The 23689-nt window shown below is 66.2% G+C and carries 24 protein-coding genes; 11 read left to right on the top strand and 13 right to left on the bottom strand.

From position 1 onward, the window contains the following. From ACFDR9_RS19920 to ACFDR9_RS19895, 6 genes are all read right to left on the bottom strand, one after another. A partial coding sequence (locus ACFDR9_RS19920) for a phosphoribosylaminoimidazolesuccinocarboxamide synthase (protein ID WP_409032106.1) occupies positions 1–887 on the bottom strand: 887 nt, incomplete at its 3' end. A 120-nt stretch (positions 888–1007) separates the two neighbouring features. Then, positions 1008–2072, bottom strand: a complete 1065-nt coding sequence (gene fba / locus ACFDR9_RS19915) for a class II fructose-bisphosphate aldolase (protein ID WP_026133521.1) — start codon at positions 2070–2072, stop codon at positions 1008–1010. Between the two features lie 83 nt (positions 2073–2155). Next, entirely contained in the window at positions 2156–3604 is a 1449-nt protein-coding gene (gene pyk, locus ACFDR9_RS19910; RefSeq protein ID WP_017879346.1) for a pyruvate kinase, read from the bottom strand. Between the two features lie 180 nt (positions 3605–3784). Then, complete coding sequence (locus ACFDR9_RS19905) at positions 3785–4999, bottom strand: phosphoglycerate kinase (RefSeq protein ID WP_409032105.1); 1215 nt, start codon at positions 4997–4999, stop codon at positions 3785–3787. Positions 5000–5065: 66 nt separating this feature from the next. Beyond that, positions 5066–5398 carry an AzlD domain-containing protein gene (locus ACFDR9_RS19900; RefSeq protein WP_017879348.1) on the bottom strand — a complete coding sequence of 111 codons (333 nt, stop codon included), beginning with the start codon at positions 5396–5398 and terminating at the stop codon, positions 5066–5068. Then, positions 5398–6132 (bottom strand): AzlC family ABC transporter permease, encoded by a 735-nt coding sequence (locus ACFDR9_RS19895; protein WP_409032104.1) that lies wholly within the window; start codon positions 6130–6132, stop codon positions 5398–5400. Before ACFDR9_RS19895 ends, ACFDR9_RS19900 begins: the two co-directional genes overlap by 1 nt. Positions 6133–6367: 235 nt before the next feature. Here ACFDR9_RS19895 and ACFDR9_RS19890 point away from each other — a divergent pair, with 235 nt between their 5' ends. The 4 genes from ACFDR9_RS19890 (at position 6368) to ACFDR9_RS19875 (ending at position 8701) form a co-directional block, all read left to right on the top strand. Beyond that, positions 6368–6562, top strand: a complete 195-nt coding sequence (locus ACFDR9_RS19890; protein WP_017879350.1) for a zinc-finger domain-containing protein — start codon at positions 6368–6370, stop codon at positions 6560–6562. Positions 6563–6656: 94 nt separating this feature from the next. Continuing rightward, complete coding sequence (locus ACFDR9_RS19885; protein WP_026133523.1) at positions 6657–7079, top strand: nuclear transport factor 2 family protein; 423 nt, start codon at positions 6657–6659, stop codon at positions 7077–7079. A gap of 15 nt (positions 7080–7094) precedes the next feature. Beyond that, positions 7095–8084 (top strand): YheT family hydrolase, encoded by a 990-nt coding sequence (locus ACFDR9_RS19880; protein WP_409032103.1) that lies wholly within the window; start codon positions 7095–7097, stop codon positions 8082–8084. 23 nt (positions 8085–8107) lie between these two features. After that, positions 8108–8701 carry a DUF2946 family protein gene (locus ACFDR9_RS19875; protein WP_409032102.1) on the top strand — a complete coding sequence of 198 codons (594 nt, stop codon included), beginning with the start codon at positions 8108–8110 and terminating at the stop codon, positions 8699–8701. A 142-nt stretch (positions 8702–8843) separates the two neighbouring features. Here ACFDR9_RS19875 and ACFDR9_RS19870 read toward each other — a convergent pair whose 3' ends face one another. Further along, a complete protein-coding gene (locus tag ACFDR9_RS19870; protein ID WP_409032107.1) occupies positions 8844–10394 on the bottom strand; it encodes a M48 family metalloprotease in 1551 nt (516 codons plus the stop codon). 168 nt (positions 10395–10562) lie between these two features. On the opposite strand from ACFDR9_RS19870, the gene moaC reads away from it, so the two are divergent. Beyond that, positions 10563–11090 (top strand): cyclic pyranopterin monophosphate synthase MoaC, encoded by a 528-nt coding sequence (gene moaC / locus ACFDR9_RS19865; protein WP_409032101.1) that lies wholly within the window; start codon positions 10563–10565, stop codon positions 11088–11090. A 121-nt stretch (positions 11091–11211) separates the two neighbouring features. Further along, on the top strand, positions 11212–11925 hold the full coding sequence (locus tag ACFDR9_RS19860; RefSeq protein WP_409032100.1) for a flagellar brake protein: 714 nt from the start codon (positions 11212–11214) through the stop codon (positions 11923–11925). Positions 11926–11975: 50 nt separating this feature from the next. On the opposite strand, the gene ACFDR9_RS19855 is transcribed toward ACFDR9_RS19860, so the two are convergent. The 6 genes from ACFDR9_RS19855 to recA all read right to left on the bottom strand — a co-directional run bounded on the left by ACFDR9_RS19855 (position 11976) and on the right by recA (position 17422). Next, the gene (locus tag ACFDR9_RS19855; RefSeq protein WP_017879357.1) at positions 11976–12452 is read right to left on the bottom strand and encodes a pilin; all 477 of its coding nucleotides are present in this window, start codon (positions 12450–12452) and stop codon (positions 11976–11978) included. Positions 12453–12757: 305 nt separating this feature from the next. Further along, on the bottom strand, positions 12758–13639 hold the full coding sequence (sucD, locus tag ACFDR9_RS19850; RefSeq protein ID WP_017879358.1) for a succinate--CoA ligase subunit alpha: 882 nt from the start codon (positions 13637–13639) through the stop codon (positions 12758–12760). 13 nt (positions 13640–13652) lie between these two features. Continuing rightward, positions 13653–14822, bottom strand: coding sequence for an ADP-forming succinate--CoA ligase subunit beta (gene sucC / locus ACFDR9_RS19845; RefSeq protein ID WP_026133527.1), 1170 nt, complete (start codon positions 14820–14822; stop codon positions 13653–13655). A gap of 72 nt (positions 14823–14894) precedes the next feature. Beyond that, positions 14895–15470 (bottom strand): DUF2889 domain-containing protein, encoded by a 576-nt coding sequence (locus tag ACFDR9_RS19840; protein ID WP_026133528.1) that lies wholly within the window; start codon positions 15468–15470, stop codon positions 14895–14897. A gap of 200 nt (positions 15471–15670) precedes the next feature. After that, positions 15671–16138: a recombination regulator RecX gene (recX, locus tag ACFDR9_RS19835; protein ID WP_409032099.1), complete on the bottom strand. Its 468-nt coding sequence runs from the start codon at positions 16136–16138 to the stop codon at positions 15671–15673. A 180-nt stretch (positions 16139–16318) separates the two neighbouring features. Beyond that, positions 16319–17422, bottom strand: coding sequence for a recombinase RecA (recA, locus tag ACFDR9_RS19830; protein WP_017879362.1), 1104 nt, complete (start codon positions 17420–17422; stop codon positions 16319–16321). 204 nt (positions 17423–17626) lie between these two features. On the opposite strand from recA, the gene ACFDR9_RS19825 reads away from it, so the two are divergent. From ACFDR9_RS19825 to ACFDR9_RS19805, 5 genes are all read left to right on the top strand, one after another. Further along, the gene (locus ACFDR9_RS19825) at positions 17627–18319 is read left to right on the top strand and encodes a response regulator transcription factor (RefSeq protein ID WP_026133530.1); all 693 of its coding nucleotides are present in this window, start codon (positions 17627–17629) and stop codon (positions 18317–18319) included. Continuing rightward, on the top strand, positions 18316–19848 hold the full coding sequence (locus ACFDR9_RS19820; protein WP_409032098.1) for a sensor histidine kinase N-terminal domain-containing protein: 1533 nt from the start codon (positions 18316–18318) through the stop codon (positions 19846–19848). Before ACFDR9_RS19825 ends, ACFDR9_RS19820 begins: the two co-directional genes overlap by 4 nt. Beyond that, positions 19841–20119, top strand: a complete 279-nt coding sequence (locus ACFDR9_RS19815) for a DUF4212 domain-containing protein (protein WP_017879365.1) — start codon at positions 19841–19843, stop codon at positions 20117–20119. The genes ACFDR9_RS19820 and ACFDR9_RS19815 overlap by 8 nt, the downstream gene beginning before the upstream one ends. Beyond that, the gene (locus ACFDR9_RS19810; protein ID WP_409032097.1) at positions 20116–22164 is read left to right on the top strand and encodes a sodium:solute symporter family protein; all 2049 of its coding nucleotides are present in this window, start codon (positions 20116–20118) and stop codon (positions 22162–22164) included. Before ACFDR9_RS19815 ends, ACFDR9_RS19810 begins: the two co-directional genes overlap by 4 nt. 142 nt (positions 22165–22306) lie before the next feature. Further along, complete coding sequence (locus tag ACFDR9_RS19805; protein ID WP_409032096.1) at positions 22307–23521, top strand: 6-phosphofructokinase; 1215 nt, start codon at positions 22307–22309, stop codon at positions 23519–23521. The last annotated feature ends 168 nt before the right edge of the window (positions 23522–23689 follow it).

The following is a 23689-nucleotide window of genomic DNA, read 5'->3' as shown; positions in this document are numbered from 1 at the left end:
GTCATATTATGGTCGGGCGGGCGTTTGGGGGTTGCGGGTTGGTTTGCGTGGGTGTTGTCGGTGCTGAAAGCGCGCACCCCCCCCCCCCCCCCGGTTTTGCCCCAGCTCAGGGTTTCCAGATAGTCGCGCACGAACTGCTTGTCGAAGGACGGTGGCGACATGCCAGGCTGGTAGGAGTCCGCCGGCCAGAAACGCGAAGAGTCGGCGGTCAGCACTTCGTCCATCAGGTGCATGACGCCGTTCTCGTCCAGGCCGAACTCAAATTTGGTGTCGGCGATGATGATGCCGCGCGTGGCCGCGTACTCGGAGGCGGCCTGGTACAGGGCGATGCTGACGTCGCGCATCTTGGCGGCCAGTTCGGCGCCGATGCGGTTTTCCATGTCGGCAAAGCTGATGTTCTCGTCGTGCTCGCCCAGGTCGGCCTTGGCGGCCGGGGTGAACAGCGGCTCAGGCAGTTTTTGCGCCTGCTGCAAACCGGGCGCCAGCGTAATGCCGCAGACGCTGCCGGTGTCCAGGTAGTCCTTCCAGCCCGAACCGATGAGGTAGCCGCGCACCACCGCCTCGACCATGATAGGCTTCAGGCGCTTGGCGACCACGGCACGGCCCTTGACCTGCTCTACTTCGTCGGCGGCCACCACGGATTCCGGCGCCACGCCGGTCAGGTGGTTCGGCACGATGTGGCCGAGCTTGTCGAACCAGAAGTCGCTCATCTGGTTCAAGACCATGCCTTTGCCGGGGATAGGCTCGTTCATGACGACGTCGAACGCCGACAGGCGGTCGGTGGTGACGATCAGGATCTTGTCCTCGCCAACGGCGTAGTTGTCGCGGACTTTGCCATGGCCAAGGAGTGGCAGGGACGTAATAGAGGTTTGGTAAAGGCTGTTCATAGCGGGAGGTAAATAGACTAGCGGTATAGAAAAGCGAAAACCGGCGCAGGGAAAACCTTGCTAGCCGGTCAAGAGATTTGGACTGATTTTTGTGGGAATCAGTCCATTCCAAACAGAATTCTACTTCACAATCTGGGACAACTCACCCGACTTGTAACGCTCGGCCATCTTGTCCATCGGGATGACCTTGATCTTGGCGGCCTGGCCTTCGCAGCCGAACGACAGGAAGCGCGCCTTGCAGACCAGGGTAGCGGCTTCGCGGGCTGGCTTCAAGAAGTCGCGCGGATCGAATTTGGACGGGTTCTCGTACATGTACTTGCGCACCGCGGCCGTCATCGCCAGGCGGATGTCGGTGTCGATGTTGATCTTGCGCACGCCGTGGCGGATGCCTTCCTGGATTTCCTCGACCGGCACGCCGTAGGTTTCCTTCATGTCGCCGCCGAATTCGCGGATGATCGCCAGCAGCTCTTGCGGCACCGACGAGGAACCGTGCATGACCAGATGGGTGTTCGGGATGCGCGCGTGGATTTCCTTGATGCGGTCGATCGCCAGGATGTCGCCGGTAGGCTGGCGCGAGAACTTGTAGGCGCCGTGCGAGGTACCGATGGCGATCGCCAGGGCGTCGCACTGGGTGCGGGCGACGAAGTCGGCCGCTTGCGCGACGTCGGTCAGCAATTGCTCGCGGGTCATCGCGCCGTCGGCGCCGTGGCCGTCTTCCTTGTCGCCCATCATGGTTTCCAGCGAACCGAGCACGCCCAGTTCGGCTTCCACGGTGACGCCGATGGCGTGCGAGAACTTGACCACTTCGCGCGACACTTCCACGTTGTAGTCGTACGAGGCGACGCTCTTGCCGTCCGCTTCCAGCGAGCCGTCCATCATCACCGAGGTGAAGCCGGAGCGGATCGCGCCCATGCACACCGCCGGCGACTGGCCGTGGTCCTGGTGCATGACGACCGGAATGTGCGGATACGCTTCGACGGCGGCGTCGATCAGGTGGCGCAGGAAGGCCTCGCCGGCGTATTTGCGGGCGCCGGCCGAAGCCTGCATGATGACCGGGCTGCCGACGGCGTCGGCGGCGGCCATGATGGCTTGCACTTGTTCAAGGTTGTTGACGTTGAAGGCGGGCAGGCCGTAGCCGTGTTCGGCGGCGTGGTCCAGCAGTTGACGCATCGATACGAGAGACATGGTAATACTCCAAACAATAGAAAAACCTGGGGGCGGCAAGCGCGGCCGGGACGGGCCGCCGCTTGCCGGCTGTTATTCATTCTTTATTCAAATTCGCCGACTTTGACGATCTTCAAGGCGTTGGTGCCGCCGACCTGGCCCATCGGTTCGCCCCAGGTGACGACTATCATGTCCCCTTTTTTGACGATGCCGTTGGCGACCATCAAATCCTCGGCTTGTTTCAGCACGGCGGCGGTGTCGTCCTTCTGCAGCAGATGGTAGGCGCGCACGTTGCGGTACAGGCTGGCCTTGCGCAGCGTGGCGATGCTCGGCGTGAGGGCGAAGATCGGCGTGTCGATGCTGTGGCGGCTCATCCACAGCGCGGTCGAGCCGGACTCGGTCAGGGCGACGATGGCCTTGACGCGCAGGTGGTGCGCCGTAAACAGCGCGCCGTAGGCGATCGACTGGTCGATGCGGGTGAAGCGCACGTTGAGGAAGTCGGCGTCGAGCTTGTTGTATTCGGATTGTTCGGCCTCGACGCAGATCGCCGCCATCATCTCGACGGTTTCGATCGGGTACTTGCCGGAGGCGGTCTCGGCCGAGGTCATCACGGCGTCGGTGCCGTCCAGCACCGCGTTGGCGACGTCGGACACCTCGGCGCGGGTCGGCACGGCGTTGACGATCATCGATTCCATCATCTGCGTGGCGGTGATGGCCAGCTTGTTGGAGGCGCGCGCCATCTTGATCATGCGCTTTTGCAGCGCCGGCACCGCCGCGTTGCCCACTTCCACGGCCAGGTCGCCGCGCGCCACCATGATGCCGTCGGAGGCGTCGAGGATTTCCTGCAACACCGGAATGGCTTCGGCGCGCTCGATCTTGGCGATCATCATCGGCTTGTGGTGGTATGGCTCGCCGGCGATATTGGCCAGCTGGCGCGCCATTTCCATGTCGGTGGCGCTTTTCGGGAACGAGATCGCCAGGTAGTCGGCCTGGAAGCTCATCGCCGTCTTGATGTCTTCCATGTCCTTGGCCGTCAGCGCCGGCGCGGTCAGGCCGCCGCCGTGGCGGTTGATGCCCTTGTTGTTGGACAACTCGCCGCCGACCTTGACGGTGGTCATGATTTCGCTGCCGACGATCTTGTCGACCACCAGCACGATCAAGCCGTCGTTGAGCAGCAGCACGTCGCCGTTGTGCAAGTCGCGCGGCAACGCCTTGTAGTCGAGGCCGACGCGCTCCTGGTTGCCCAGTTCGCCGTTCTCGCCCCATTTGGCGTCGAGGATGAACTTGTCGCCGTTTTCCAGCTGGATCTTGCCCTGCTCAAACTTGCCGACGCGGATCTTCGGACCCTGCATGTCGGCCATGATGGCCACTTCGCGGCCGCATTCGGCGGCGGCCTGGCGCACCAGCGCGGCGCGCTCGATATGGTCTTGCGCCTTGCCGTGCGAGAAGTTCAAGCGCACCACGTCGACGCCCGCCCGTATCATGCGGATCAGAATGCCCAGATCGGTGGATGCGGGGCCGATGGTTGCAACGATTTTGGTACCGCGGGACATAGGATTCCTTGTGCGTGGATTGCGACGACGGCCCCGGAGGGCAAGGTAAAAAAGCGCAGCGTCCAAGTGCACGTGCGCCGGTGTTGACAATATGTAAACCAGGGCCGCGAATCCGCGGCCAGGCCTTGCCGCCTTGGCGCCCGGGGTCCGACCCCGGCCCCGCGCCGCTGGTTTGCCGCCTTACTTGGCGGCGCGCTGCATCAGGATCTCGACCGCCGGCAAAGTCTTGCCTTCCAGGAATTCCAGGAAGGCGCCGCCGCCGGTAGAGATATAGCTAATTTTATCGGTAATAGCGTATTTTGCAATAGCGGCCAGCGTGTCGCCGCCGCCGGCGATCGAAAACGCCTTCGATTCGGCAATCGCCAGCGCCAGCGTCTTGGTGCCTTCGCCGAACTGGTCGAACTCGAACACGCCGACCGGGCCGTTCCAGACGATGGTGCCGGCGCCGGCGATTTGCGCCGCCAGCAGTTGCGCCGTCCGCGGGCCGATGTCGAGGATCATGTCGTCGTCGGCGACGTCGGCCACCGCCTTCACTGTCGCCACCGCCGTCGGCGAGAATTCCTTGGCGCACACCACGTCGCTAGGAATCGGCACCTGGGCGCCGCGCGCGGCCATCATCTCGATGATCGCCTTGGCTTCCTCGACCAGGTCGGCTTCGACCAGCGACTTGCCGACGTTCAAGCCAACCGCCTTCATGAAGGTGTTGGCGATGCCGCCGCCGACGATCAGGTGGTCGACCTTGTCGGCCAGCGCCTTCAGGATGGTCAGCTTACTCGACACTTTCGAGCCGGCCACAATGGCCAGCAGCGGGCGCGCCGGCGCGCCCAGCGCCTTGCCCAGCGCGTCCAGCTCGGCCGCCAGCAGCGGGCCGGCGCAGGCGACCGGCGCGAACTTGGCGATGCCATGGGTGCTGGCCTCGGCGCGGTGGGCGGTGCCGAAGGCGTCGTTAACATACACGTCGCACAACTTGGCCATTTTTTGCGCCAGTTCGTCGCTGTTCTTCTTCTCGCCCTTGTTGACGCGGACGTTTTCCAGCAGCACCACCTGGCCGGCGGCAAGCGCCTCCAGGCCGGCGCCGTCGATCCAGTCCCGCTTCAGCTCGACCGGCTGGCCCAGCAACTCGGCCAGGCGCGCGGCGACCGGCGCCAGGCTGTCGGCCGGCTTGAACTCGCCTTCGGTCGGACGGCCCAGGTGCGAGGTGACCATGACGGCGGCGCCGCCGGCCAGCGCGGCGCGGATCGCCGGCACCGAGGCGCGGATGCGCGTGTCCTCGGTGATGTTGCCCGCGTCATCTTGCGGCACGTTCAAGTCGGCGCGGATGAAAACGCGCTTGCCCTGCAGCGCATCTTGCGCGATCAAGTCTTGCAAACGGATGAAGTTGAGCACAGCGGTCATGGCGATCCAAATGATGAGTGGAAGGAAGTGCGCTATTTTACCGCAAGGGCGGCCCGGCCAAGCCGTTTATGACAAAACGTGCAACAAACGCAAGCCGGTGAAAACCACCATGCCGAATACAATCGTTTGCAACATATTCCGCCGCGCCAGGTAAAAAACAATGGCCGCGGCGCCGGCCAGCAGCTTCACGTTCGACACGTCGAGGTGCAGGCGGCCGCCCTCCAGCAGCAAGTCGGGGGCGATGATGGCGGCCAGCGCGCAACTGGGCGCGAAGCGCAGCATTTCGTTGACGCGCGGCGGTATCGTGATGTGGTGGCCGACCAGCCAGAACGAGCTGCGCGTGGCCGCCGTGGCCACGGCCAGCACCGCGATGGTGGCCCAGATTTCCCATTCAGCCATTATTTATCCTTCCGTTTTCCAGACAATTCTTCCACCGCCATCGCGCTGACCATGCCGGCCAGCACCCCGGCCAGCAGGCCCAGCTTGTATGGCAGCGCCGCCGTCAACACCGCCACGGCGCCGGCCACCAGCACGCCGCACAGCGCGGCGCGCCCGGCCACCATCGGCACCATGATGCAGATAATCGCCAGCGTGCCGGCAAAGCCCAGCCCCCATTCGGCGGGCACGGCGCTGCCGAGGAAAATGCCGGCGATCGAGCCGACTTGCCAGGTGGTCCAGTTAGGAATCACCAACCCTTTCAGGAACGACACTTTGCCGACCGCCGGCTTGTCGCTCGGATAGCGTTGCAGGAACAGCGGCACCGCCAGGTCGCCGGACACGTAACCGAGGAAGAAGCGCTGGCGCCACGGCAAATGGCCGAAATGCGGCGCCAGCAACGCCGAGAATATGACGAAGCGCAAATTGATCACCAGCGCCGTGGTGAAAATAACCCAGATGGGCGCGCCCGCGGCGATCAGGGGCAGCGAGGCCAGTTGCGCCGAGCCGGCGAACACCAGCAAGGTCATGGCCAGCGCCTGCGGCACGTTCAAGCCGCTCTTGACCATCGCCACGCCGACCACCAAGCCCCAAGCGGCGATGCCGAACAAGGTCGGCGCGCCCGTCCTCAGGCCGGCGCGCCAGGACGCCTCGTCGTGTTCCGCGCCATAGGCGGCGCGGCGGGAAGGATCGCTCATGCGCGCCACCGCTGTGGTTTTCCCGCCACAGGGGCGGCGGCGGCGCTGGCGCGGCGCGGTGCGGACAAAGGCTGGGACGGGGTCATGTTATCGCCGCGCGCGTTGTTTCGTCGGAAAAATACGCGGCCGGCCGGTGATTATTAAGGGGGTATTTTACCGATGAATTTTGTTGCTTGCCCGAATCCGTTAAAATCGTGGTTTTCAGCCCCCCATTCGCATCACGGAGAACAACAAGATGAGCAACCCCACCACGCCAGCCGTTGAACTCGACGGCAAGGACTTGCCGGCGCACTGCCCCAACCCGGCCATGCCGCTGTGGTCCTCGCATCCGCGCGTGTTTCTCGATTTCAACCACGACGGCGTCGCCAAGTGCCCGTACTGCGGCACCGCCTACCGTCTAAAAGCGGGCGCGACGCTCGGCCACCACTAAGCCAGCAAGCACCAAGCAATCCCCCCCTCGATGGGTGCCCGCCCGGCGCCCGTCGGGGCAACCTAGCAACCGTCGTGTCTTTGCCGGAGTGTTCATGAAACGTGACAAACAGTTAAATGGCAGTGCAGTCGAAGTGGAAACGGCTTTCTACGACGCCCTCAACCGCGCCGATATCGACTCCCTGATGGCGCTCTGGGCCGACGACGAGGAAATCGTCTGCATCCACGCGGGCGGCGCGCGGCTGATCGGCCACGCCGCCATCCGCGCCTCGTGGACCGGTATACTGGCCGCCGGCAACCTGCACTTCCGGCCGTCGCAATTGCACGAGACGCACAACCTGATGAGTTCGGTGCACACGGTCGTCGAGGACATCAGCGCCGGCGAGGGCGAACCGGCCCACCAGCTGACCACCAACGTCTACGTCAAGACCCCGCGCGGCTGGCGCATCGTGCTGCACCACGTCTCGGTGGCGCCCGGCGAAGCCCCGTTCGACGCCGACGCGCCCATCCTGCACTAGGCAAACCCGGCCAAGATGCACTACACCGCCCCGCTCTGGCTGCCCAACGGCCACCTGCAAACGATCTATCCGGCCGTCTGCGTCGGCACGCCGGCGCCGGCCTACCGGCGCGAGCGCTGGGACGCGCCCGACGGCGATTTCGTCGACGTCGACTTCGTCGACGGCCAGCCGGGCCACCCCTTCGTGCTGCTGTTCCACGGCCTGGAGGGCTCGTCCCACAGCCACTACGCGCGCGCCCTGATGGCCGAACTGGCCACCCGCGGCTGGTCCGGCGCGGTGCCGCACTTCCGCGGCTGTTCCGGCCACGGCAACCGGGCGCCGCGCTTCTACCATTCGGGCGACGCCGGCGAGATCGACTGGATCGTGCGCGGCCTGCGCCGGCGCGCCGCCGGGCGCTTCTACGCCACCGGCGTCTCGCTGGGCGGCAACGCGCTGCTGCGCTGGCTGGGCGAGTCGCAGCACGCCGCCGGGATCGTCGACGCCGCCTGCGCCGTGTCGGCCCCGCTCGACCTGGCGCAGGGCGGCAGGGCGCTGGCGCGCGGCGTCAACCGGATGTACACGCGCATGTTCCTGAACACGCTGAAACCGAAGTGCCTGGCCAAGCTCGACCAGTTCCCCGGCCTGTTCTGCCGCCAGGCCCTGCTGGCGGCGAACGACCTGCACGCCTTCGACACCGTCGTCACGGCGCCGCTGCACGGCTACCGCAGCGCCGACGACTACTGGGACCGCGCCAGCGCCAAGCACGTGCTCGACGACATCACCGTGCCGACGCTGGTGCTGAACGCCCAGAACGACCCGTTCCTGCCGGCGCGCTATCTGCCGCGGCACGCCTCGCGCCAGGTGCTGCTGGAATATCCGCGCCACGGCGGCCACGCCGGCTTCACCGCCGGCCGCCCGCCCGGCCACCTCGACTGGCTGCCCGGGCGCCTGCTGCACTTCCTCGAACACGGCGCCGCCAGCGGCGCGCGCGGCGACGCCGCGTTGTGCGACACTGCCGACACCTGAACCCGCACACTGAGCGCATCGACATGGACGAACTAGTCAAACAAGCCATCGCCAAATGGCCGGACGTTCCGCATTGCTATGGCTGGCTGGGCCTGGACGCGCGCGGCCGCTGGCGCATGCGCGACGAGCGCGCGCAGGCGCTCGGCCTGCCCGGCGAGGCCATCGTGCACGGCGCGCTGCTGGGCTTTATCGCGCGCAACTACGGACACGACGAGCGCGGCTGCTGGTTTTTCCAGAACGGCCCGCAGCGGGTCTACCTGCAACTCGAAGCGGCGCCCTACATCGTCCGCACCGACCCGGGACTCGGCCTGGTGCTGCACACCGGTGCGCCGCTGGGCCCGCTGGACGAGGCGTTGCTGTGCCCGGGCGGCGAACTGGTCTTGCGCAGCGGCGACGTGGTGGCCCAGCTCGACGACCGCGACGCCGCCCAGGCGCTGGCCGCGCTGGAGCTGGACGATGGCGGCGGCGTCGACGACGAGGCCTTGATGGCCTGGCTGGACGGCGGCGCCGGCAATCTGTACCTGCGCCACCAGGGGCGCGCGCTGGCGCTGCAGCGGCTCGCCCACGACGCCGTCGCGGCGCGCTTCGGCTTCGAACGTTCGCCCAGCCCACCTTGAGTCGGCGCGATTTGCGTAGCTCGGTTTAAGCCATCGGGCGCAAGCCGGCAACGTTGGCCCGCGGCGGCGCGGCGCGCTTTTGCCAACAGGGGTCGGACGCCGCTGCGCCAATCCGACCCATGCCGCGCCAACTCGACGTCGCCTACTTCTTGTCCTTCAACTGCTCGCGGCGGTATTCCTGCAGCTCGCGCTCGCGCGCGTCGATCACCGCCATCTCGTAGAAGCTGGCGTCGCTGGCCTTGCGGGCGATGCCGAGCTGGTCGAGCGCGGCCAGGCTGGCGCCGCTGAGCGCGTACGACTCGGCCAGCGCCATGTGCTGCAACGCCATCTTGCCCTGCGCCGCGTAAGTCTTGGCCAGCAAGTCGTGCAGGCCGGGTTCGTCGCGGTACAACTGCACCTGGTCGCGCAAGTAGCGCGCGGCCAGCTCCGGCTGGCCGGCGCCCAGCAGCGCCGCCGCGTATTGCCGGGCGATGCCGCGCGACAGCGGAAATTGCAGGCGCGCGGCCTCGGCCTCGCGCAGCGCCTGCTGCGCCACCGCCGCGCCCTGCTTCGGCGCCAGCCGGATCTCCAGCGCCATGCTGGTCAGGATCGCGTTCGGCCCGAGCGGCCGCGGCGCGGCGCTGAAGGCGCCGGCGGCGGGCGCCTTGGCGACGCTCGCGCCGAGCGCGGCGTCGAGCCGGCTTTGCGCCGCGGCCGTGTCGCCCCTCTTCAGCGCGACCAGGGCCAGCCCGTAGTGCGCGGCGGCCTGCTGGAAACGGCCCGGCTGCTCCAGCTGGATCTGGAAAAAGGCGGTCGCCTCAAGCAAGCCCTGGGTGCTCTCGTCTTGCAGCACGCGGGCGCGCGCGCGCACCAGCTGGAAGTCGAGGCTGTCGTTGCGCTGCCGGTACGGCTGCTCGCGGATGCGCGCCTGGATGTCGGCGATGCGCTCGGTGGTCAACGGATGGGTCAGCAAATAGGCGGGCGTCAGGTCGCTGTAGGAGCGGCTGGCCGATTGCATGCGGCCGAAGAAGGCCACCATGCCGGTGGTGTCGAAGCCGGCCTCGCCCATGATCTGGAAGCCGATCCTGTCGGCCTCGCGCTCGGCGTCGCGGCCGAAGTTGAGCTGGCGCTGGATCGCCAGGCCCTGGCCGGCGGCGAACACGCCGACGGCGGCGTCGCCGCCGGCGCGCGAGGCCAGCGCGGCCAGCACGATCGCCGCCAGCGGAATCAGCATGTCCTGGCGCTGCTGGCCCAGCATGCGCGCGATGTGGCGCTGCGCCACGTGGCCGATTTCATGCGACAGCACCGAGGCCAGTTCGGACTCGGTCTGGGCCGCCAACAGCAGCGCCGAATGCACCGCGATGTAGCCGCCGGGAAGCGCGAAGGCGTTCAACTGCCCGTCGCGCACCGCGAAGAAGAAGTAGTCGAAACTGCTTTCGCCGCGCACCTCGGGGCGCGCCGACACCAGCGCGCCGCCGAAGTTGTTCAGGTATTCGAGGATGGGCGCGTCGTCGAGGTAGTCGCGGTCGCCGCGAATGTCGCGCATGATCTCCTCGCCCAGCTTGCGTTCCATCGCCGGCGACAGGTCTTGCCGTTCGGTGTCGCCCAGCAAGGGCAAATTCGGCGCGGCGGCCGCGGCGGGCCGGCTCTGCGCCGCCGACAGCGGCGCGGCCAGCGCCAGCGAAACCAGGGCGGCGGCGGCCAGCAGCGCCACGGCGCGCTTGAGCGGCGCCCGCGCGCCGCTCAAGCCGACCAGCGATTGGGGGGGTAGTTTTGCGTTCACGGTGCTATGATACCCTGTAACCGGCCTGGTTCCGCAGGGCCCCGGCCGGTTGGAATACTTTGTCACCAGCCCGTGCAAGCCACCCGATACGACCGATCCATGACCAGCATAAACGACCGCGACGCCCTCCCCGCCACCGAAGCGCAACTGAGCCATTTCGACGGCGCCGGCCAGGCCCACATGGTCGACGTCGGCGCCAAGGCGGAAACCCGGCGCGTCGCCGTCGCCGCCGGCAGCATCCGCATGCAGCCGGCCACCTTCGCCCTCGTCGTCGAGGGCAACGCCAAGAAGGGCGACGTGCTCGGCATCGCCCGCATCGCCGCCATCATGGGCGCCAAACGCACCAGCGACCTGGTGCCGCTGTGCCATCCGTTGGCGTTGACGCGGGTGGCGGTCGACTTCGACACCGACGCCGCGCGCCACCAGGTGCATTGCCGCGCCCAGGTGGAAACCTTCGGCAAGACCGGGGTCGAGATGGAGGCGCTGACGGCGGTGCAGATCGGCCTGCTGACAATCTACGACATGTGCAAGGCGGTCGACCGCGGCATGGTCATGGGCGACATCCGCGTGCTGGAAAAGCACGGCGGCAAAAGCGGCGACTGGCGCGCCGACATTGACAAGGAGTAACCGCGCGGCTGCGCCGGCGCGCGGCGATTGCGGTGGCGAGGGCGGTTTTCGTAGCTTACGGCCAATACTGTTGGTATAGTATCAAATACTTTCCGCAGTGCATGTCCAAAAGGCCTCACGAATGACAAGCAACAAGCCCCCAGGCGCGCCCAAGGTGCAGGCCTTCGAGTTCGACTCGATGAATCTGCAAGTCGGCGGCAGGATCCAGTTCATCACGCACCGCACCATCAAACCCATCCAGCACTTCTCGACGCTGATCGGCTACGTCAAAGACGAATACCTGATCGTCAAGATCCCCAACGAGGCCGGCGCGCCGATCGCCCTCAACGACGGCGACAAGCTGACCATCCGCGTGTTCTCCGGCGTCACCGTGTGTTCGTTCGCCTGCACCGTGATGCGCATTTTCGCCCGCCCGCTGCATTATGTGCACCTGTCCTTCCCCGACACGATCCAGGGCACCAGCCTGCGCGCGGCGATGCGCGTGAAAGTCGACATTCCAGCCCAGCTGGCGTCGGCCGAACACCCGTCGGTGTCGGTGTTCCTGGTCAATCTGAGCGTGTCGGGCGCGCTGATCGAGTCGCCCAGGAAATTGTCGCCGGACGAGCCCAGCGTGACGCTGTCGTTCACCCTGATCGCCCAGCCCGGCAACCACCAGGTGCGCGTGAAGACCGGCGCCACCATCCAGAACGTCAACATCGTCAAGCCGGCCGCCGGCGCGCGCACCGAGGTGTTCACCTACGGCGTCCAATTCACCGACCTCGAACCGGTCCATTACACGATGCTGCAAAACCTGACCTACGAGGCGCTGATCGCCGACCGCCAGAAGATCGTGTAGAACGGGAAAAGCCGCCAAAAGGCGGCTTTTCCGGGCGGGCGAAGCCGGTTTTAGATGTTGTTTTTGGTAATCGCCGCGATCGCCGCTGGATTGTCCGCGGCCAGGATGTTGGTCGAGTTGGCCCAGGTCATGGCGCTGCCGCCGGCCGGAACGGTAGGGATCATCGTGATGGTCTTGCCGGACGTGCCCTTGCCGATATCGTTCAAGGTCAGCGTAATGACGCCGAGCAGCGTGACGGTTGCGCTTGCCACTTCCTTGGTCGCGGTAAACGCTGGCAGGGTGTTGCCGACGAACGCAGTGTTGCAGTTGGTCAGCTCGCCGCCGGCTTCCTGGGCGCACAAGGCAATCGCGGTTTTCATCGCGCCGGCCGCCGACATGGCGTTGGCCACTTTCGCCTTGACCGTGTAGTCGCTGTAGGCCGGAATCGCCACGGCCGCCAGGATGCCGATGATGGCCACGACAATCATCAACTCGATGAGGGTGAAGCCGGCTTGTGCTTGTTTCTTGATCATTTTCATCGATTTCATTTTAGCGCTCCTGGGTGGTGTATCGAAAAGTGGTGTCACACAGGGATAAGAGCAATTGGCGTGCCAGGCGCAAAACGGCCCGCCGCGGGCGCCAAGAATGAAATTTGCGCAATGTTACGCGGCGGCGGTTGACGATATTTGTCAATCGGCGCGCCATTTATTGTCAGTCGGCCATTTTGGCGCCGCCGCTTGACAATTTTTGTCAGGCCGCATCGGCCGCGCCGCGCGTGTCGGCGGCGCCAATAGCAACGGGGAGCCGCAGCTCCCCGTTGGGTACAACCTTGACCGCCTTGGCAACGCTGTGATTACAGCATGGCTTTCAGCAAACGCGCCATTTCGGACGGGTTCTTGGTCACGGTGATGCCGCATGCTTCCATGATTTCCAGTTTCGCTTGCGCGGTGTCGGCGCCGCCGGAGATCAGCGCGCCGGCGTGGCCCATGCGCTTGCCCGGAGGGGCGGTGACGCCGGCGATAAAGCCGACCACCGGTTTTTTCATGTTGTCTTTAATCCAATACGCGGCGTTGGCTTCGTCGGGACCGCCGATTTCGCCGATCATGATGACGGCGTCGGTGTCCGGATCGTCGTTGAACATGCGCATGATGTCGATGTGCTTCAAGCCGTTGATCGGGTCGCCGCCGATGCCCACTGCGCTCGACTGGCCCAGGCCCAGCGCGGTCAACTGGCCGACCGCTTCGTACGTCAGCGTGCCCGAACGGGACACCACGCCGATGCGGCCTTGCTTGTGGATGTGACCCGGCATGATGCCGATCTTGATTTCGTCAGGCGTGATCAGGCCCGGGCAGTTCGGCCCCAGCAGCAGGGTTTTGCTGCCCGACTTGGCCATGCGGTCCTTCAGGGCCATCATGTCGCGCACGGGAATGCCTTCGGTGATGCAAATGGCCAGGTCCATTTCGGCTTCGACCGCTTCCCAGATCGCCGCGGCGGCGCCCGACGGCGGCACGTAGATCACCGACACGTTGGCGCCGGTTTCTTTTTTCGCTTCGCCGACGTTGGCGAAAATCGGGATGCCTTCGAAGTCTTCGCCAGCCTTTTTAGGGTTGACGCCGGCCACGAAAGCGGCTTTGCCGTTCGCGTAGTCGCGGCACATGCGGGTGTGGAACTGGCCGGTCTTGCCGGTGATCCCTTGGGTAACGACTTTGGTATCTTTATTGATCAGAATGGACATAGTGATTCCTTAATTAAGCGTGACCGGCAGCGGCAGCCACAACGCTCTTGGCCGCGTCTTCCATGGTATCGGCAGCGATGATAGGCAAACCGGACTCGGCCAGCATTTTCTTGCCCAGATCTTCGTTGGTACCCTTCATGCGCACCACCAGCGGCACTTGCAGCGAAACCGCCTTGGATGCCGCGATCACGCCTTCGGCGATGACGTCGCAACGCATGATGCCGCCGAAAATGTTGACCAGGATGGCTTTCAGGCCCGGGTTCTTCAACATGATCTTGAACGCCTCGGTCACTTTTTCCGCCGTCGCTCCGCCGCCGACGTCGAGGAAGTTGGCCGGCTCGCCGCCGAACAGCTTGATGGTGTCCATGGTGGCCATGGCCAGGCCGGCGCCGTTGACCAGGCAACCGATGTTGCCGTCGAGCGAAATGTAGGCCAGGTCGAATTTCGACGCTTCCACTTCGGCCGCGTCTTCTTCGTCGAGGTCGCGGAAGGCGACGATTTCAGGTTGGCGATACAGCGCGTTGGCGTCGAAGTTGAACTTCGCGTCCAGGGCGATGACCTTGCCGGAGCCGGTCAGGATCAGCGGGTTGATTTCGGCCAGCGAGGCGTCGGTTTCCCAGTACGCCTTGTACAGACCCTGCAATTGGGTGCGGCAATCGGCCAGCGAAGCGGCGGGCACGCCGATCTTGGTGGCGATGTCGTCGGCTTCGGCGTCGGTCAGGCCGACGGCCGGGTCGATGGCGATCTGGTGGATCAGTTCGGGGTGGGACTCGGCGACTTCCTCGATGTCCATGCCGCCTTCGGAAGATGCCATCAGCACCACGCGCTGGCTAACGCGGTCGGTGACCAGCGACACGTACAGTTCTTTCTGGATGTCGGCGCCTTCCTCGACCAGCAGGCGGCGTACCAGTTGGCCTTCGGGGCTGGTCTGGTGCGTGATCAGTTGCATGCCCATGATTTGGTCGGCGTATTCCTTGACCTGCTCCAGCGACTTGGCCACTTTCACGCCGCCGCCCTTGCCGCGGCCGCCCGCATGGATTTGCGCCTTGACTACCCACACCGGGCCACCCAGAGTTTCCGCCGCCTTGACTGCGTCTTCTACGGACATGCACGGGATACCGCGCGGAACCGTCACTCCGTATTTTCGGAGGATTTCTTTGCCTTGATACTCATGGATTTTCATGCTGGCTTCCCTTCTGATGCTGATGTGTAAAAATGCGGTTGATACTGCGAAAAAAACAAGTGAAACAAGACGCTAAGCCGGCCCTGCCTTGACCGCCCAGCGCGGGTAGTACCGTGCCACGGCGCCGCCGTCGGTGCGCAGCGCGTGGCATTTATCGAGTTGAAACGGTTGCACCAGGGCGGTGGCGGCGTCGGCGTCGGCGCTGTCGTTGGGCGACCAGACGTCGTTGGCGAAAGCCTGGATCGCCGCCGTCGGCAGGATTTGCGCCAGTTCGGTCAAATGGGTACAGCCGGCGATGCCGGCGACGCGCTGTTTGAGTTCGTGGCGGAAGCTTTTCATCAGGTTCAGGCCGATCAGCGCGCGGTAGGCCGGGCCGATGGTGTCGCAGAACCCCGGATACGGCACGGCGTCGGAGGCCGCTTCGGCGGCGACGATGGTCATGTCGAGGTCGATAGTCAGGCGCAGGCGCAGGTCGTGCAGCGGCGCGCCGCCGGCACGCACACCGGAGGCCAGCGTAGTGTCGAAAGTCTTGATGTCGCTTATACGGGCGTCGAGATCCCACAAGCCGTCGTCGCGGGCATACGCTTGGACGTCTATTGCGCGAGTATGCCTCAACGCACGTCGGGAAACTGGGGGTGACAGGGGCATAAATACCGGCGCCGCAATCGCGGCAGTAATAGTTAGCAGCCATGTGCCTACGCACGTTGCCGTAGCTTCTACGGACAACTACCGCTCATGCGGCGCTGCAAAAACCACAAAAGTGTAGCACACCGCGCCACAAGTTGCGCTGCAACATGCGATTGCCGTCCTTGGATAGTAGAAAAATGCACAACAAATACGCCGCGCGCCTAGTCGTCGCCGAACGCGTCCTCGTCGGGCGCGCCCTTGATGGCGGCAAACACCGCGCGCTGCGAAAAACCGCGCTGCATCAGGAAACGGATGTGTTTCGAGCGCTGCTCGGCGTCGGCCGCGACCGTGCCGAACTTGCGCCGCCACACTTCGCAGGCGCGCTCGGCCTCGCCGTCGGCCAGGCCGGCCTTGAGTTCCTGCAAGGCCTCGCCGCCGACGCCGTGGCTTTGCAGCTCGGCGACGATGCGGCTGTTGCCGTAGCGCGCAGAGCGGCGGTGGATCAACGCTTCGGAAAAACGCTCCTGCGACAGCCAGTTGGCCGCCTCCAGCGCGTCGAGCAGGGCTTCGACGTCGTCGCCCTCCTCGGCGTGGCGCGCCAGCTTGCGGCCCAGCTCCAAGCGGCTGTGCTCGCGCATCGATAAAAAGCGCAGCGCGCGGCCCTTCAGGCTTAATTGTGGTCGGGGCATCGGCGTCTCCAGTGGCTGTGGGGGGGCAGTGCAAACCAAGGGCGTCACCCCGCGGCCCAGCCTTTGTTTTTTTGACTTTCGCGGCGCGTCAGCGCACTGAAACCTACCCCGAAAACACAAAATCACCGGCCGCAGGGCGCGGCACGGTGATATTTACTATTTACTACTACCGCTTGACGCTTACTCGACGGCCTTCAACTTGGCGGCCGTCTCGGCCTTGTCGGCCTTCTCGGCTTTGTCGGCCTTCGCTTCCAGCACCGGCGGCAGTTCGCGCACGCCCAGCGAGGCGCGCACCTTGTTTTCGATTTCCCGCGCCAAGGCCGGACGCTCCTTCAGGAAGGTGCGGGCGTTGTCCTTGCCCTGGCCGATGCGTTCGCCGTTGTAGCTGTACCACGAACCGGACTTCTCGACGATCTTCGCATCCGACCCCAGATCGAGGATCTCGCCTTCGCGCGACGTGCCTTCGCCATACAGGATGTCGAAATGGGCTTCTTTGAACGGCGGCGCGATCTTGTTCTTGACGACTTTGACCTTGGTTTCGTTGCCGATGACTTCGTCGCCGGACTTGATCGAGCCGGTGCGGCGGATGTCCAGGCGCACCGAGGCGTAGAACTTCAGCGCGTTGCCGCCGGTGGTGGTTTCCGGGCTACCGAACATGACGCCGATTTTCATGCGGATCTGGTTGATGAAGATCACCAGCGTGTTGGTGCGGTTGATCGAACCGGTCAACTTGCGCAGCGCCTGCGACATCAGCCGCGCCTGCAGGCCCGGCAGCGAGTCGCCCATGTCGCCCTCGATTTCGGCGCGCGGCGTGAGCGCGGCCACCGAGTCGATGACGACCAGGTCGACGCTGCCCGAACGCACCAGCGCGTCGCAAATTTCCAATGCCTGCTCGCCGGTGTCCGGCTGCGAGATCAACAACTCGTGCAGGTTGACGCCGAGTTTTTGCGCGTAGCCGACGTCGAGCGCGTGCTCGGCGTCGATAAAGGCGCAGGTGCCGCCCAACTTTTGCATTTCAGCAATGGTTTGCAGCGTCAGCGTGGTCTTGCCCGACGATTCAGGGCCGTAGATTTCCACCACGCGCCCGCGCGGCAAGCCGCCCACGCCCAGCGCGATGTCCAGGCCGAGCGAGCCGGTCGAGACGACCTGCACTTCTTCGATCGGCGCGCTGGCGTCCATGCGCATGACCGAACCCTTGCCGAACTGCTTTTCAATCTGCGCCAACGCGGCGGCAAGCGCCTTGGCCTTTTCCGCCGGCGGTATTACAGCTTTTCTATCGTCCATTATGTTCTTTCAGCCTGAACTAGCGCGTGGGTTAAATTCGTCACAAGCGATACTGTATAAAAAAACAGTGGTTATTGCAAGCGCCACGTGAATTTGTTTGAAACCGGTCAACCAGCGCGGTCGTTTCGCGCCGTTTGGCGCAAACGCTCGCCACCCCGCCCAAAATGCCACACAATACAGACTTTCGACGCCGGATGTCGCCCAATGCGTATTTTACTTGCTGAAGATGATAGCGTGCTGGCCGACGGGCTGACGCGCTCGCTGCGCCAGTCCGGCTACGCCATCGATTGCGTCAAAAACGGCCAGGAGGCCGACACCGCCCTGTCGACCCAGGAATTCGACCTGTTGATCCTCGACCTCGGCCTGCCCAAGTTGTCCGGCCTGGAGGTGCTGCGGCGCCTGCGCGGGCGCGGCGCGGCGCTGCCGGTGCTGATACTCACGGCGGCCGACTCGATCGAGCAGCGCGTCAACGGCCTCGACTTGGGCGCCGACGACTACATGGCCAAGCCCTTCGCCCTCTCCGAGCTGGAGGCGCGGGTGCGCGCGCTGACGCGCCGCGGCGGCGGCGGCGCCACCGTCATCAAGCACGGCCCGCTCAGCTACGACCAGGTCGGGCGCAGCGCCTACATCCACGAGCAGATGCTGGACCTGTCGGCGCGCGAACTGGGCTTGCTGGAAATTTTGCTGGGCCGTACCGGCCGCCTGGTGTCGAAGGAACAACTGGTCGACCACCTGTGCGAATGGGGCGAAGAGGTCAGCAACAACGCCATCGAAGTGTATGTGCACCGCCTGCGCAAGAAGATCGAGGTCGGCGGCGTGCGCATCGTCACCGTGCGCGGCCTCGGCTATTGCCTGGAAAAATTCAGCGACCCGGCCGGCAAGACCGACGCCCGGTGAGCCAGCGCGACGCCGAGCCGGCCGACGACGACGCCGACGCCGCCTGGGCCGAGCCGTTCGCCGCCGAACGCGACGACGGCGTCCAGCATTCGCTGTTCGGCGAGATCCTCGACTGGATGCTGGCGCCGCTGCTGCTGCTGTGGCCGATGAGCATCGCCATCACCTACCTGGTCGCCAAGGCCATCGCCAACCAGCCGTTCGACCACGCGCTCGAAGACAGCGTCACCGTGCTGGCGCAGCAGGTGCGCGAGGTCGACGGCAAGCTGGTCAAACGCCTGCCCGGCTCGGCGCGCGACATGCTGCGCGCCGACGACGTCGACAGCGTCTACTTCCTGATCCTGGGCCGGCGCGGCGAATACGTCGACGGCGACCGCGACCTGGCGCCGCCGCTCGACGAGGACCGCTTCCGCAGCGGCCGGGTGCTGTTTCGCAACGACAGCATGCACGGCACGCCGATCCGCGTCGCCTTCACCTACCTCGACCTGGCCGACGCCGGCTCCGACGAGCCGCGGCGCGCCCTGGTGCAGGTCGCCGAAACCCTCGACAAGCGCGCCCACCTGGCCAACGAGATCATCAAGGGCGTCATTTTGCCGCAGTTCATCATCCTGCCGATCGTGCTGGCGCTGGTCTGGTTCGCGCTGGCGCGCGGCCTGTCGCCGCTGGCGCAGTTGCAGGAGCGCATACGCGCGCGCGCGCCGGACGACCTCAGCCCGATCGAGCCGGGCCAGGTGCCGGAGGAGATTTCGCCGCTGGTGGGTTCGCTCAACGACATGCTGGCGCGCCTGTCGCTGTCGATCGAGATGCAAAAGCGCTTCATCGCCGACGCCGCGCACCAGATGAAGACGCCGCTGGCGGGCATGCGCATGCAGTCCGAGCTGGCGCTGCGCCAAACCGACCAGCGGGAAATCCACCGCTCGCTGCAGCAGCTGGCGAAAAGCTCGGAGGCGGCCACGCGCCTGGTCAACCAGTTGCTGGCGCTGGCGCGCGCCGAGAACCAGCCGCAGGCCGGCGCGCCGTTCGAGCGGGTCGAACTGAACGCGCTGGCGCGCGACGCCGTGCGCGACTGGGTGCCGGCCTCGTTCAAGCTGCGCATCGACCTCGGCTTCGAGGAAGCGGACGGCCCGGCCGGCATCGCCGGCAACGCCATCATGCTGCGCGAGCTGCTCTCCAACCTGATCGACAACGCGCTGCGCTACACGCCGGCCGGCGGCAGCGTCACCGTGCGCGTGCGCCGCGACGGCGCCGCCGGCCGGGCGCTGCTGGAGGTCGAGGACACCGGCCCGGGCATCGCCGCGGCCGAGCGCGGGCGCGTCTTCGAGCGCTTTTACCGCATCCTCGGCAGCAACGCCGACGGCAGCGGCCTGGGCCTGGCGATCGTGCGCGAAATCGCCCAGCAGCACGGCGCCGACGTCGAGGTCCTTTCCAACCCGCGCGGCCGGCCGCCGACATGGCCGGGCTGCCTGTTCCGCCTGGGCTTCGCGCCGCAGGGCGAGGACGCGCCCGCCGACACCGAGAGCAAGCATGGATAACACCCCTGAGGCCGGCCCCGCCCTGGCGGCGCGCCGCGCCGCGCACTGGCGCCAGACCCGCCGCCTGACGGCGCTGCTGCTGGCGCTGTGGTTCGCCACCGGCTTTGGCAGCGTATTCTTCGCCCGCGAGCTGTACCAGTACAGCGTGTTCGGCTGGCCGCTGTCGTTCTACATGGCGGCGCAGGGCTCGTCGCTGGTCTACCTGGCCATCGTCGTCGCCTACGCCTGGCGCATGCGGCGGCTCGACCGCGCCGCCGGGGCGCCGCCGTGAGCGCCGCGGCGCGCTTTTTGCGCCGCCTGCGGCGCTACTACCTGCTCTTTAGCGGCGGCTTCGCGGCCTTCCTGCTGTCGCTGGCGGTGCTTGAGCAAGAGGGCATGCCGCGCATTTGGATCGGCTACCTGTTCATGTTGGCCACCATCGTGCTGTACGCCAGCATCGGCGTGCTCAGCCGCACCTCCAACGTCGCCGAATACTACGTCGCCGGGCGGCGCGTGCCGGCCATGTTCAACGGCATGGCGACGGCGGCCGACTGGATCTCGGCGGCCAGCTTCATCAGCCTGGCCGGCGGCCTGTACCTGCACGGCTTCGACGGCCTGGCCTACATCATGGGCTGGACCGGCGGCTACTGCCTGGTGGCGCTGCTGATCGCGCCCTACCTGCGCAAGTTCGCCCAGTACACCATCCCCGACTTCCTGGCGGCGCGCTACGGCGGCGGCGCCGGCGGGCGCGGCGGCCCGGTGCGCATGATGGCGGTGGCCGCCACCATCGTCGTCTCCTTCATCTACGTGGTGGCGCAGATCTACGCGGTCGGCCTGATCGCCTCGCGCTTCACCGGCGTCGACTTCTCGGTCGGCATCTTCCTCGGCCTGGCCAGCATCCTGGTCTGCTCCTTCCTCGGCGGCATGCGGGCGATCACCTGGACCCAGGTGGCGCAGTACATCATCATCCTGGTGGCCTTCCTGATCCCGGCGATGTGGCTGGCGGTCAAGCACGCCGACAACCCGCTGCCGCAACTGGCTTACGGCAAGGTGCTGCCGCTGCTGGGCGCGCGCGAGCGGGCCATCGACGCCGACCCGCGCGAGCTGCAGGTGCGCGCCGTCTTCCTGCGGCGCGCCGCCGGCTTCGACGCCAGGCTGCTGGCGCTGCCGGTGTCGTGGGAGCAGGGCCGCCTGGCGGCGCAGCGCCAGCTGGACGCCGCGCGCGCCCGCAACGCCAGCCTGAGCGATATCCGCGGCGCCGAGCGGGCGCTCATCGCCTACCCGAAAAACCCCGACGAGGCACGCCTGGAATGGCGCGCCGCGCGCGCGCTGAACCTGGCGCGGGCGCAGCCGCCGGTGCCGCACGCGCTGCCGTTCCCGGCGCCGGACCGGGCCGCCTCCGACGTCAAGCGCAACAACTTCCTGGCGCTGGTGTTTTGCCTGATGCTGGGCACGGCGGCGCTGCCGCACATCCTGATGCGCTCCTACACCACGGCGTCGGTGCACGAAACCCGCGTCTCGGTCGGCTGGGCGCTGTTTTTCATCCTGCTGATCTACCTGACGCTGCCGGCGCTGGCGGTGCTGGTCAAGTACGACATCTACACGGCGCTGGTGGGCAGCGACTACGCCCACCTGCCGACCTGGGTGGCGTACTGGGCCAACGTCGACAAGCTGGCGCCCTTGATGAGCATTGTCGACACCAACCGCGACGGCGTGGTGCAACTGGCCGAGATCGCCATCGACGCCGACGTGCTGGTGCTGGCCACGCCGGAAATCGCCGGCCTGCCCTACGTCATCTCCGGCCTGGTCGCCGCCGGCGGCCTGGCGGCGGCGCTGTCGACCGCCGACGGCCTGCTACTGGCCATTTCCAACGCGCTATCGCACGACGTCTACTACAAGGTGGTCGACCCGGCCGCGTCGACGCAGAAGCGGGTGACCATTTCCAAGCTGCTGCTGCTGGCGGTGGCCTTCATCGCCGCCTACACCGCCTCGCAAAAGCCGGCCGACATCCTGTCGCTGGTGGGCGCCGCCTTCTCGCTGGCGGGTTCGACGCTGTTCCCGGCGCTGGCGCTGGGCGTGTTCTGGCGCCGCGCCAACCACCAGGGCGCCATCGCCGGCATGCTGGCCGGCTTCGGCGTGTGCCTGTACTACATGCTGCACACCAACCCGATGCTCGGCGGCAGCGCGGCCGGTCAGTGGTTCCACATCGCGCCGATTTCGGCCGGCATCTTCGGCGTGCCGGCCGGCTTGGCGGCGACGGCGCTGGTGAGCTGGCTGACGCCGCCGCCGGGCAAGCGCAGCATGGCGCTGCTGGCGCATATCCGCGCGCCGGAATAGGCGCGCCGGCCGGCGCGGTGGCGCTTGCTTCAATGAAACGTCCGTCGCCACCCGAGAAAATTTTGGCGCGGCATATCGGCAAACCGTAACGGCGGCGGCGTTTTCGGGGTACGCTAGGGGCTCGCCAACTCAGGAGAACGCCATGCCGTCTGGAAAGATTTTGGTTGCCCAGGGAGGCGGCCCGACCGCCGTCATCAACCAATCGCTGGCCGGGGTGGCGCTGGAGGCGCGCCGCTTCCGCGACGTCACCCGGGTCTACGGCGCGCTGCACGGCGTGCGCGGCATCGTCAACGAGGACTTCGTCGACCTGACCCAGGAGACCAGCCACAACCTCGAACTGGTGGCGGCGACGCCGTCGTCGGCGCTCGGTTCGACCCGCGACAAGCCGGACGCCAAGTATTGCCAGGAAATTTTCCAGGTGCTGCGGGCGCACCAGATCGAACACTTCTTCTACATCGGCGGCAACGACTCGTCCGACACGGTGCGCATCGTCAGCGAGCAGGCGCGCCAGGCCAACTACCCGCTGCGCTGCATCCACATCCCGAAAACCATCGACAACGACCTGGTCGGCAGCGACCACACGCCGGGCTTCCCGTCGGCGGCGCGCTTCGTCGCCCAGGCCTTCGCCGGCGCCAACCTGGACAACGCTGCGCTGCCGGGCGTCTACGTCGGCGTCGTCATGGGGCGCCACGCCGGCTTCCTGACGGCGGCCGCCGCGCTGGGCAAGAAATTCCCCGACGACGGCCCGCACCTGATCTACCTGCCCGAGCGCACCTTCGTGCTGGAGCAGTTCCTCGCCGACGTCAAGGCGGTATACCAACGCTACGGCCGCTGCGTCGTCGCCGTCTCCGAGGGCATCCACGACGCCAGCGGCGAGCCGATCGCCAGCCTGCTGGCCAAGGAAGTCGAGCGCGACGCCCACGGCAACGTGCAACTGTCGGGCAACGGCGCGCTGGCCGACCTGCTGTGCGACGAGATCAAGGCCAAGCTGGGCATCAAGCGGGTGCGCGGCGACACCTTCGGCTACCTGCAGCGCTCCTTCATCGGCTGCGTCTCCGACGTCGACCAGCGCGAGGCGCGCGAAGTGGGCGAAAAGGCGGTGCAGTTCGCCATGTGGGGCGAGCGTTGCGGCTCGGTGGCGATCAAGCGCACCGGCTACTACTCGGTCGACTACGACTTGCTGGAGCTGAGCGCGGTGGCCGGCAAGACGCGCACGATGGAGGACGAGTTCATCAGCGCCAGCGGCACCGACGTCACCGACGCCTTCCGCCTGTACCTGCGCCCGCTGCTGGGTTCCGGCATGCCGGACGCGTTCCGCCTGCGCGCCGCCGCCGTGCCGAAGGTGCTCAAGCGCTAGACGCCAGGTAGTCGAGCGGCCGCGCGTGACGCGGCACCGACGCCGAGCGTTGAAACGCGGCGGAAATCGCAAAAAGAAAGCGGCGCACCAAACCTGGTTCCCTTTGCGCTTTCCTCCTCCCCCCTCCCTCCCCCTTTTGTTTTTTTTTTTTTTTTTTTTTTTTTTCTT

This window comes from Janthinobacterium sp. CG_23.3 (genome assembly GCF_046115965.1).
Classification (GTDB): Bacteria; Pseudomonadota; Gammaproteobacteria; order Burkholderiales; family Burkholderiaceae_D; genus Janthinobacterium.
The sequence above is the reverse complement of the archived record's forward strand: the minus strand, read 5'-3'. Positions and strand labels throughout refer to the sequence as shown.

Coding starts and splice junctions, on each gene's coding strand:
- ACFDR9_RS19900 (WP_017879348.1), bottom strand. CDS start 5,398: ATGGCTGAATGGGAAATCTGGGCCACCATCGCGGTGCTGGCCGTGGCC.
- ACFDR9_RS19860 (WP_409032100.1), top strand. CDS start 11,212: ATGACAAGCAACAAGCCCCCAGGCGCGCCCAAGGTGCAGGCCTTCGAG.
- ACFDR9_RS19895 (WP_409032104.1), bottom strand. CDS start 6,132: ATGAGCGATCCTTCCCGCCGCGCCGCCTATGGCGCGGAACACGACGAG.
- ACFDR9_RS19815 (WP_017879365.1), top strand. CDS start 19,841: ATGGATAACACCCCTGAGGCCGGCCCCGCCCTGGCGGCGCGCCGCGCC.
- ACFDR9_RS19885 (WP_026133523.1), top strand. CDS start 6,657: ATGAAACGTGACAAACAGTTAAATGGCAGTGCAGTCGAAGTGGAAACG.
- ACFDR9_RS19880 (WP_409032103.1), top strand. CDS start 7,095: ATGCACTACACCGCCCCGCTCTGGCTGCCCAACGGCCACCTGCAAACG.
- sucC (WP_026133527.1), bottom strand. CDS start 14,822: ATGAAAATCCATGAGTATCAAGGCAAAGAAATCCTCCGAAAATACGGA.
- ACFDR9_RS19805 (WP_409032096.1), top strand. CDS start 22,307: ATGCCGTCTGGAAAGATTTTGGTTGCCCAGGGAGGCGGCCCGACCGCC.
- ACFDR9_RS19890 (WP_017879350.1), top strand. CDS start 6,368: ATGAGCAACCCCACCACGCCAGCCGTTGAACTCGACGGCAAGGACTTG.
- ACFDR9_RS19825 (WP_026133530.1), top strand. CDS start 17,627: ATGCGTATTTTACTTGCTGAAGATGATAGCGTGCTGGCCGACGGGCTG.
- recA (WP_017879362.1), bottom strand. CDS start 17,422: ATGGACGATAGAAAAGCTGTAATACCGCCGGCGGAAAAGGCCAAGGCG.
- pyk (WP_017879346.1), bottom strand. CDS start 3,604: ATGTCCCGCGGTACCAAAATCGTTGCAACCATCGGCCCCGCATCCACC.
- ACFDR9_RS19840 (WP_026133528.1), bottom strand. CDS start 15,470: ATGCCCCTGTCACCCCCAGTTTCCCGACGTGCGTTGAGGCATACTCGC.
- recX (WP_409032099.1), bottom strand. CDS start 16,138: ATGCCCCGACCACAATTAAGCCTGAAGGGCCGCGCGCTGCGCTTTTTA.
- moaC (WP_409032101.1), top strand. CDS start 10,563: ATGACCAGCATAAACGACCGCGACGCCCTCCCCGCCACCGAAGCGCAA.
- ACFDR9_RS19905 (WP_409032105.1), bottom strand. CDS start 4,999: ATGACCGCTGTGCTCAACTTCATCCGTTTGCAAGACTTGATCGCGCAA.
- sucD (WP_017879358.1), bottom strand. CDS start 13,639: ATGTCCATTCTGATCAATAAAGATACCAAAGTCGTTACCCAAGGGATC.
- ACFDR9_RS19875 (WP_409032102.1), top strand. CDS start 8,108: ATGGACGAACTAGTCAAACAAGCCATCGCCAAATGGCCGGACGTTCCG.
- fba (WP_026133521.1), bottom strand. CDS start 2,072: ATGTCTCTCGTATCGATGCGTCAACTGCTGGACCACGCCGCCGAACAC.
- ACFDR9_RS19855 (WP_017879357.1), bottom strand. CDS start 12,452: ATGAAATCGATGAAAATGATCAAGAAACAAGCACAAGCCGGCTTCACC.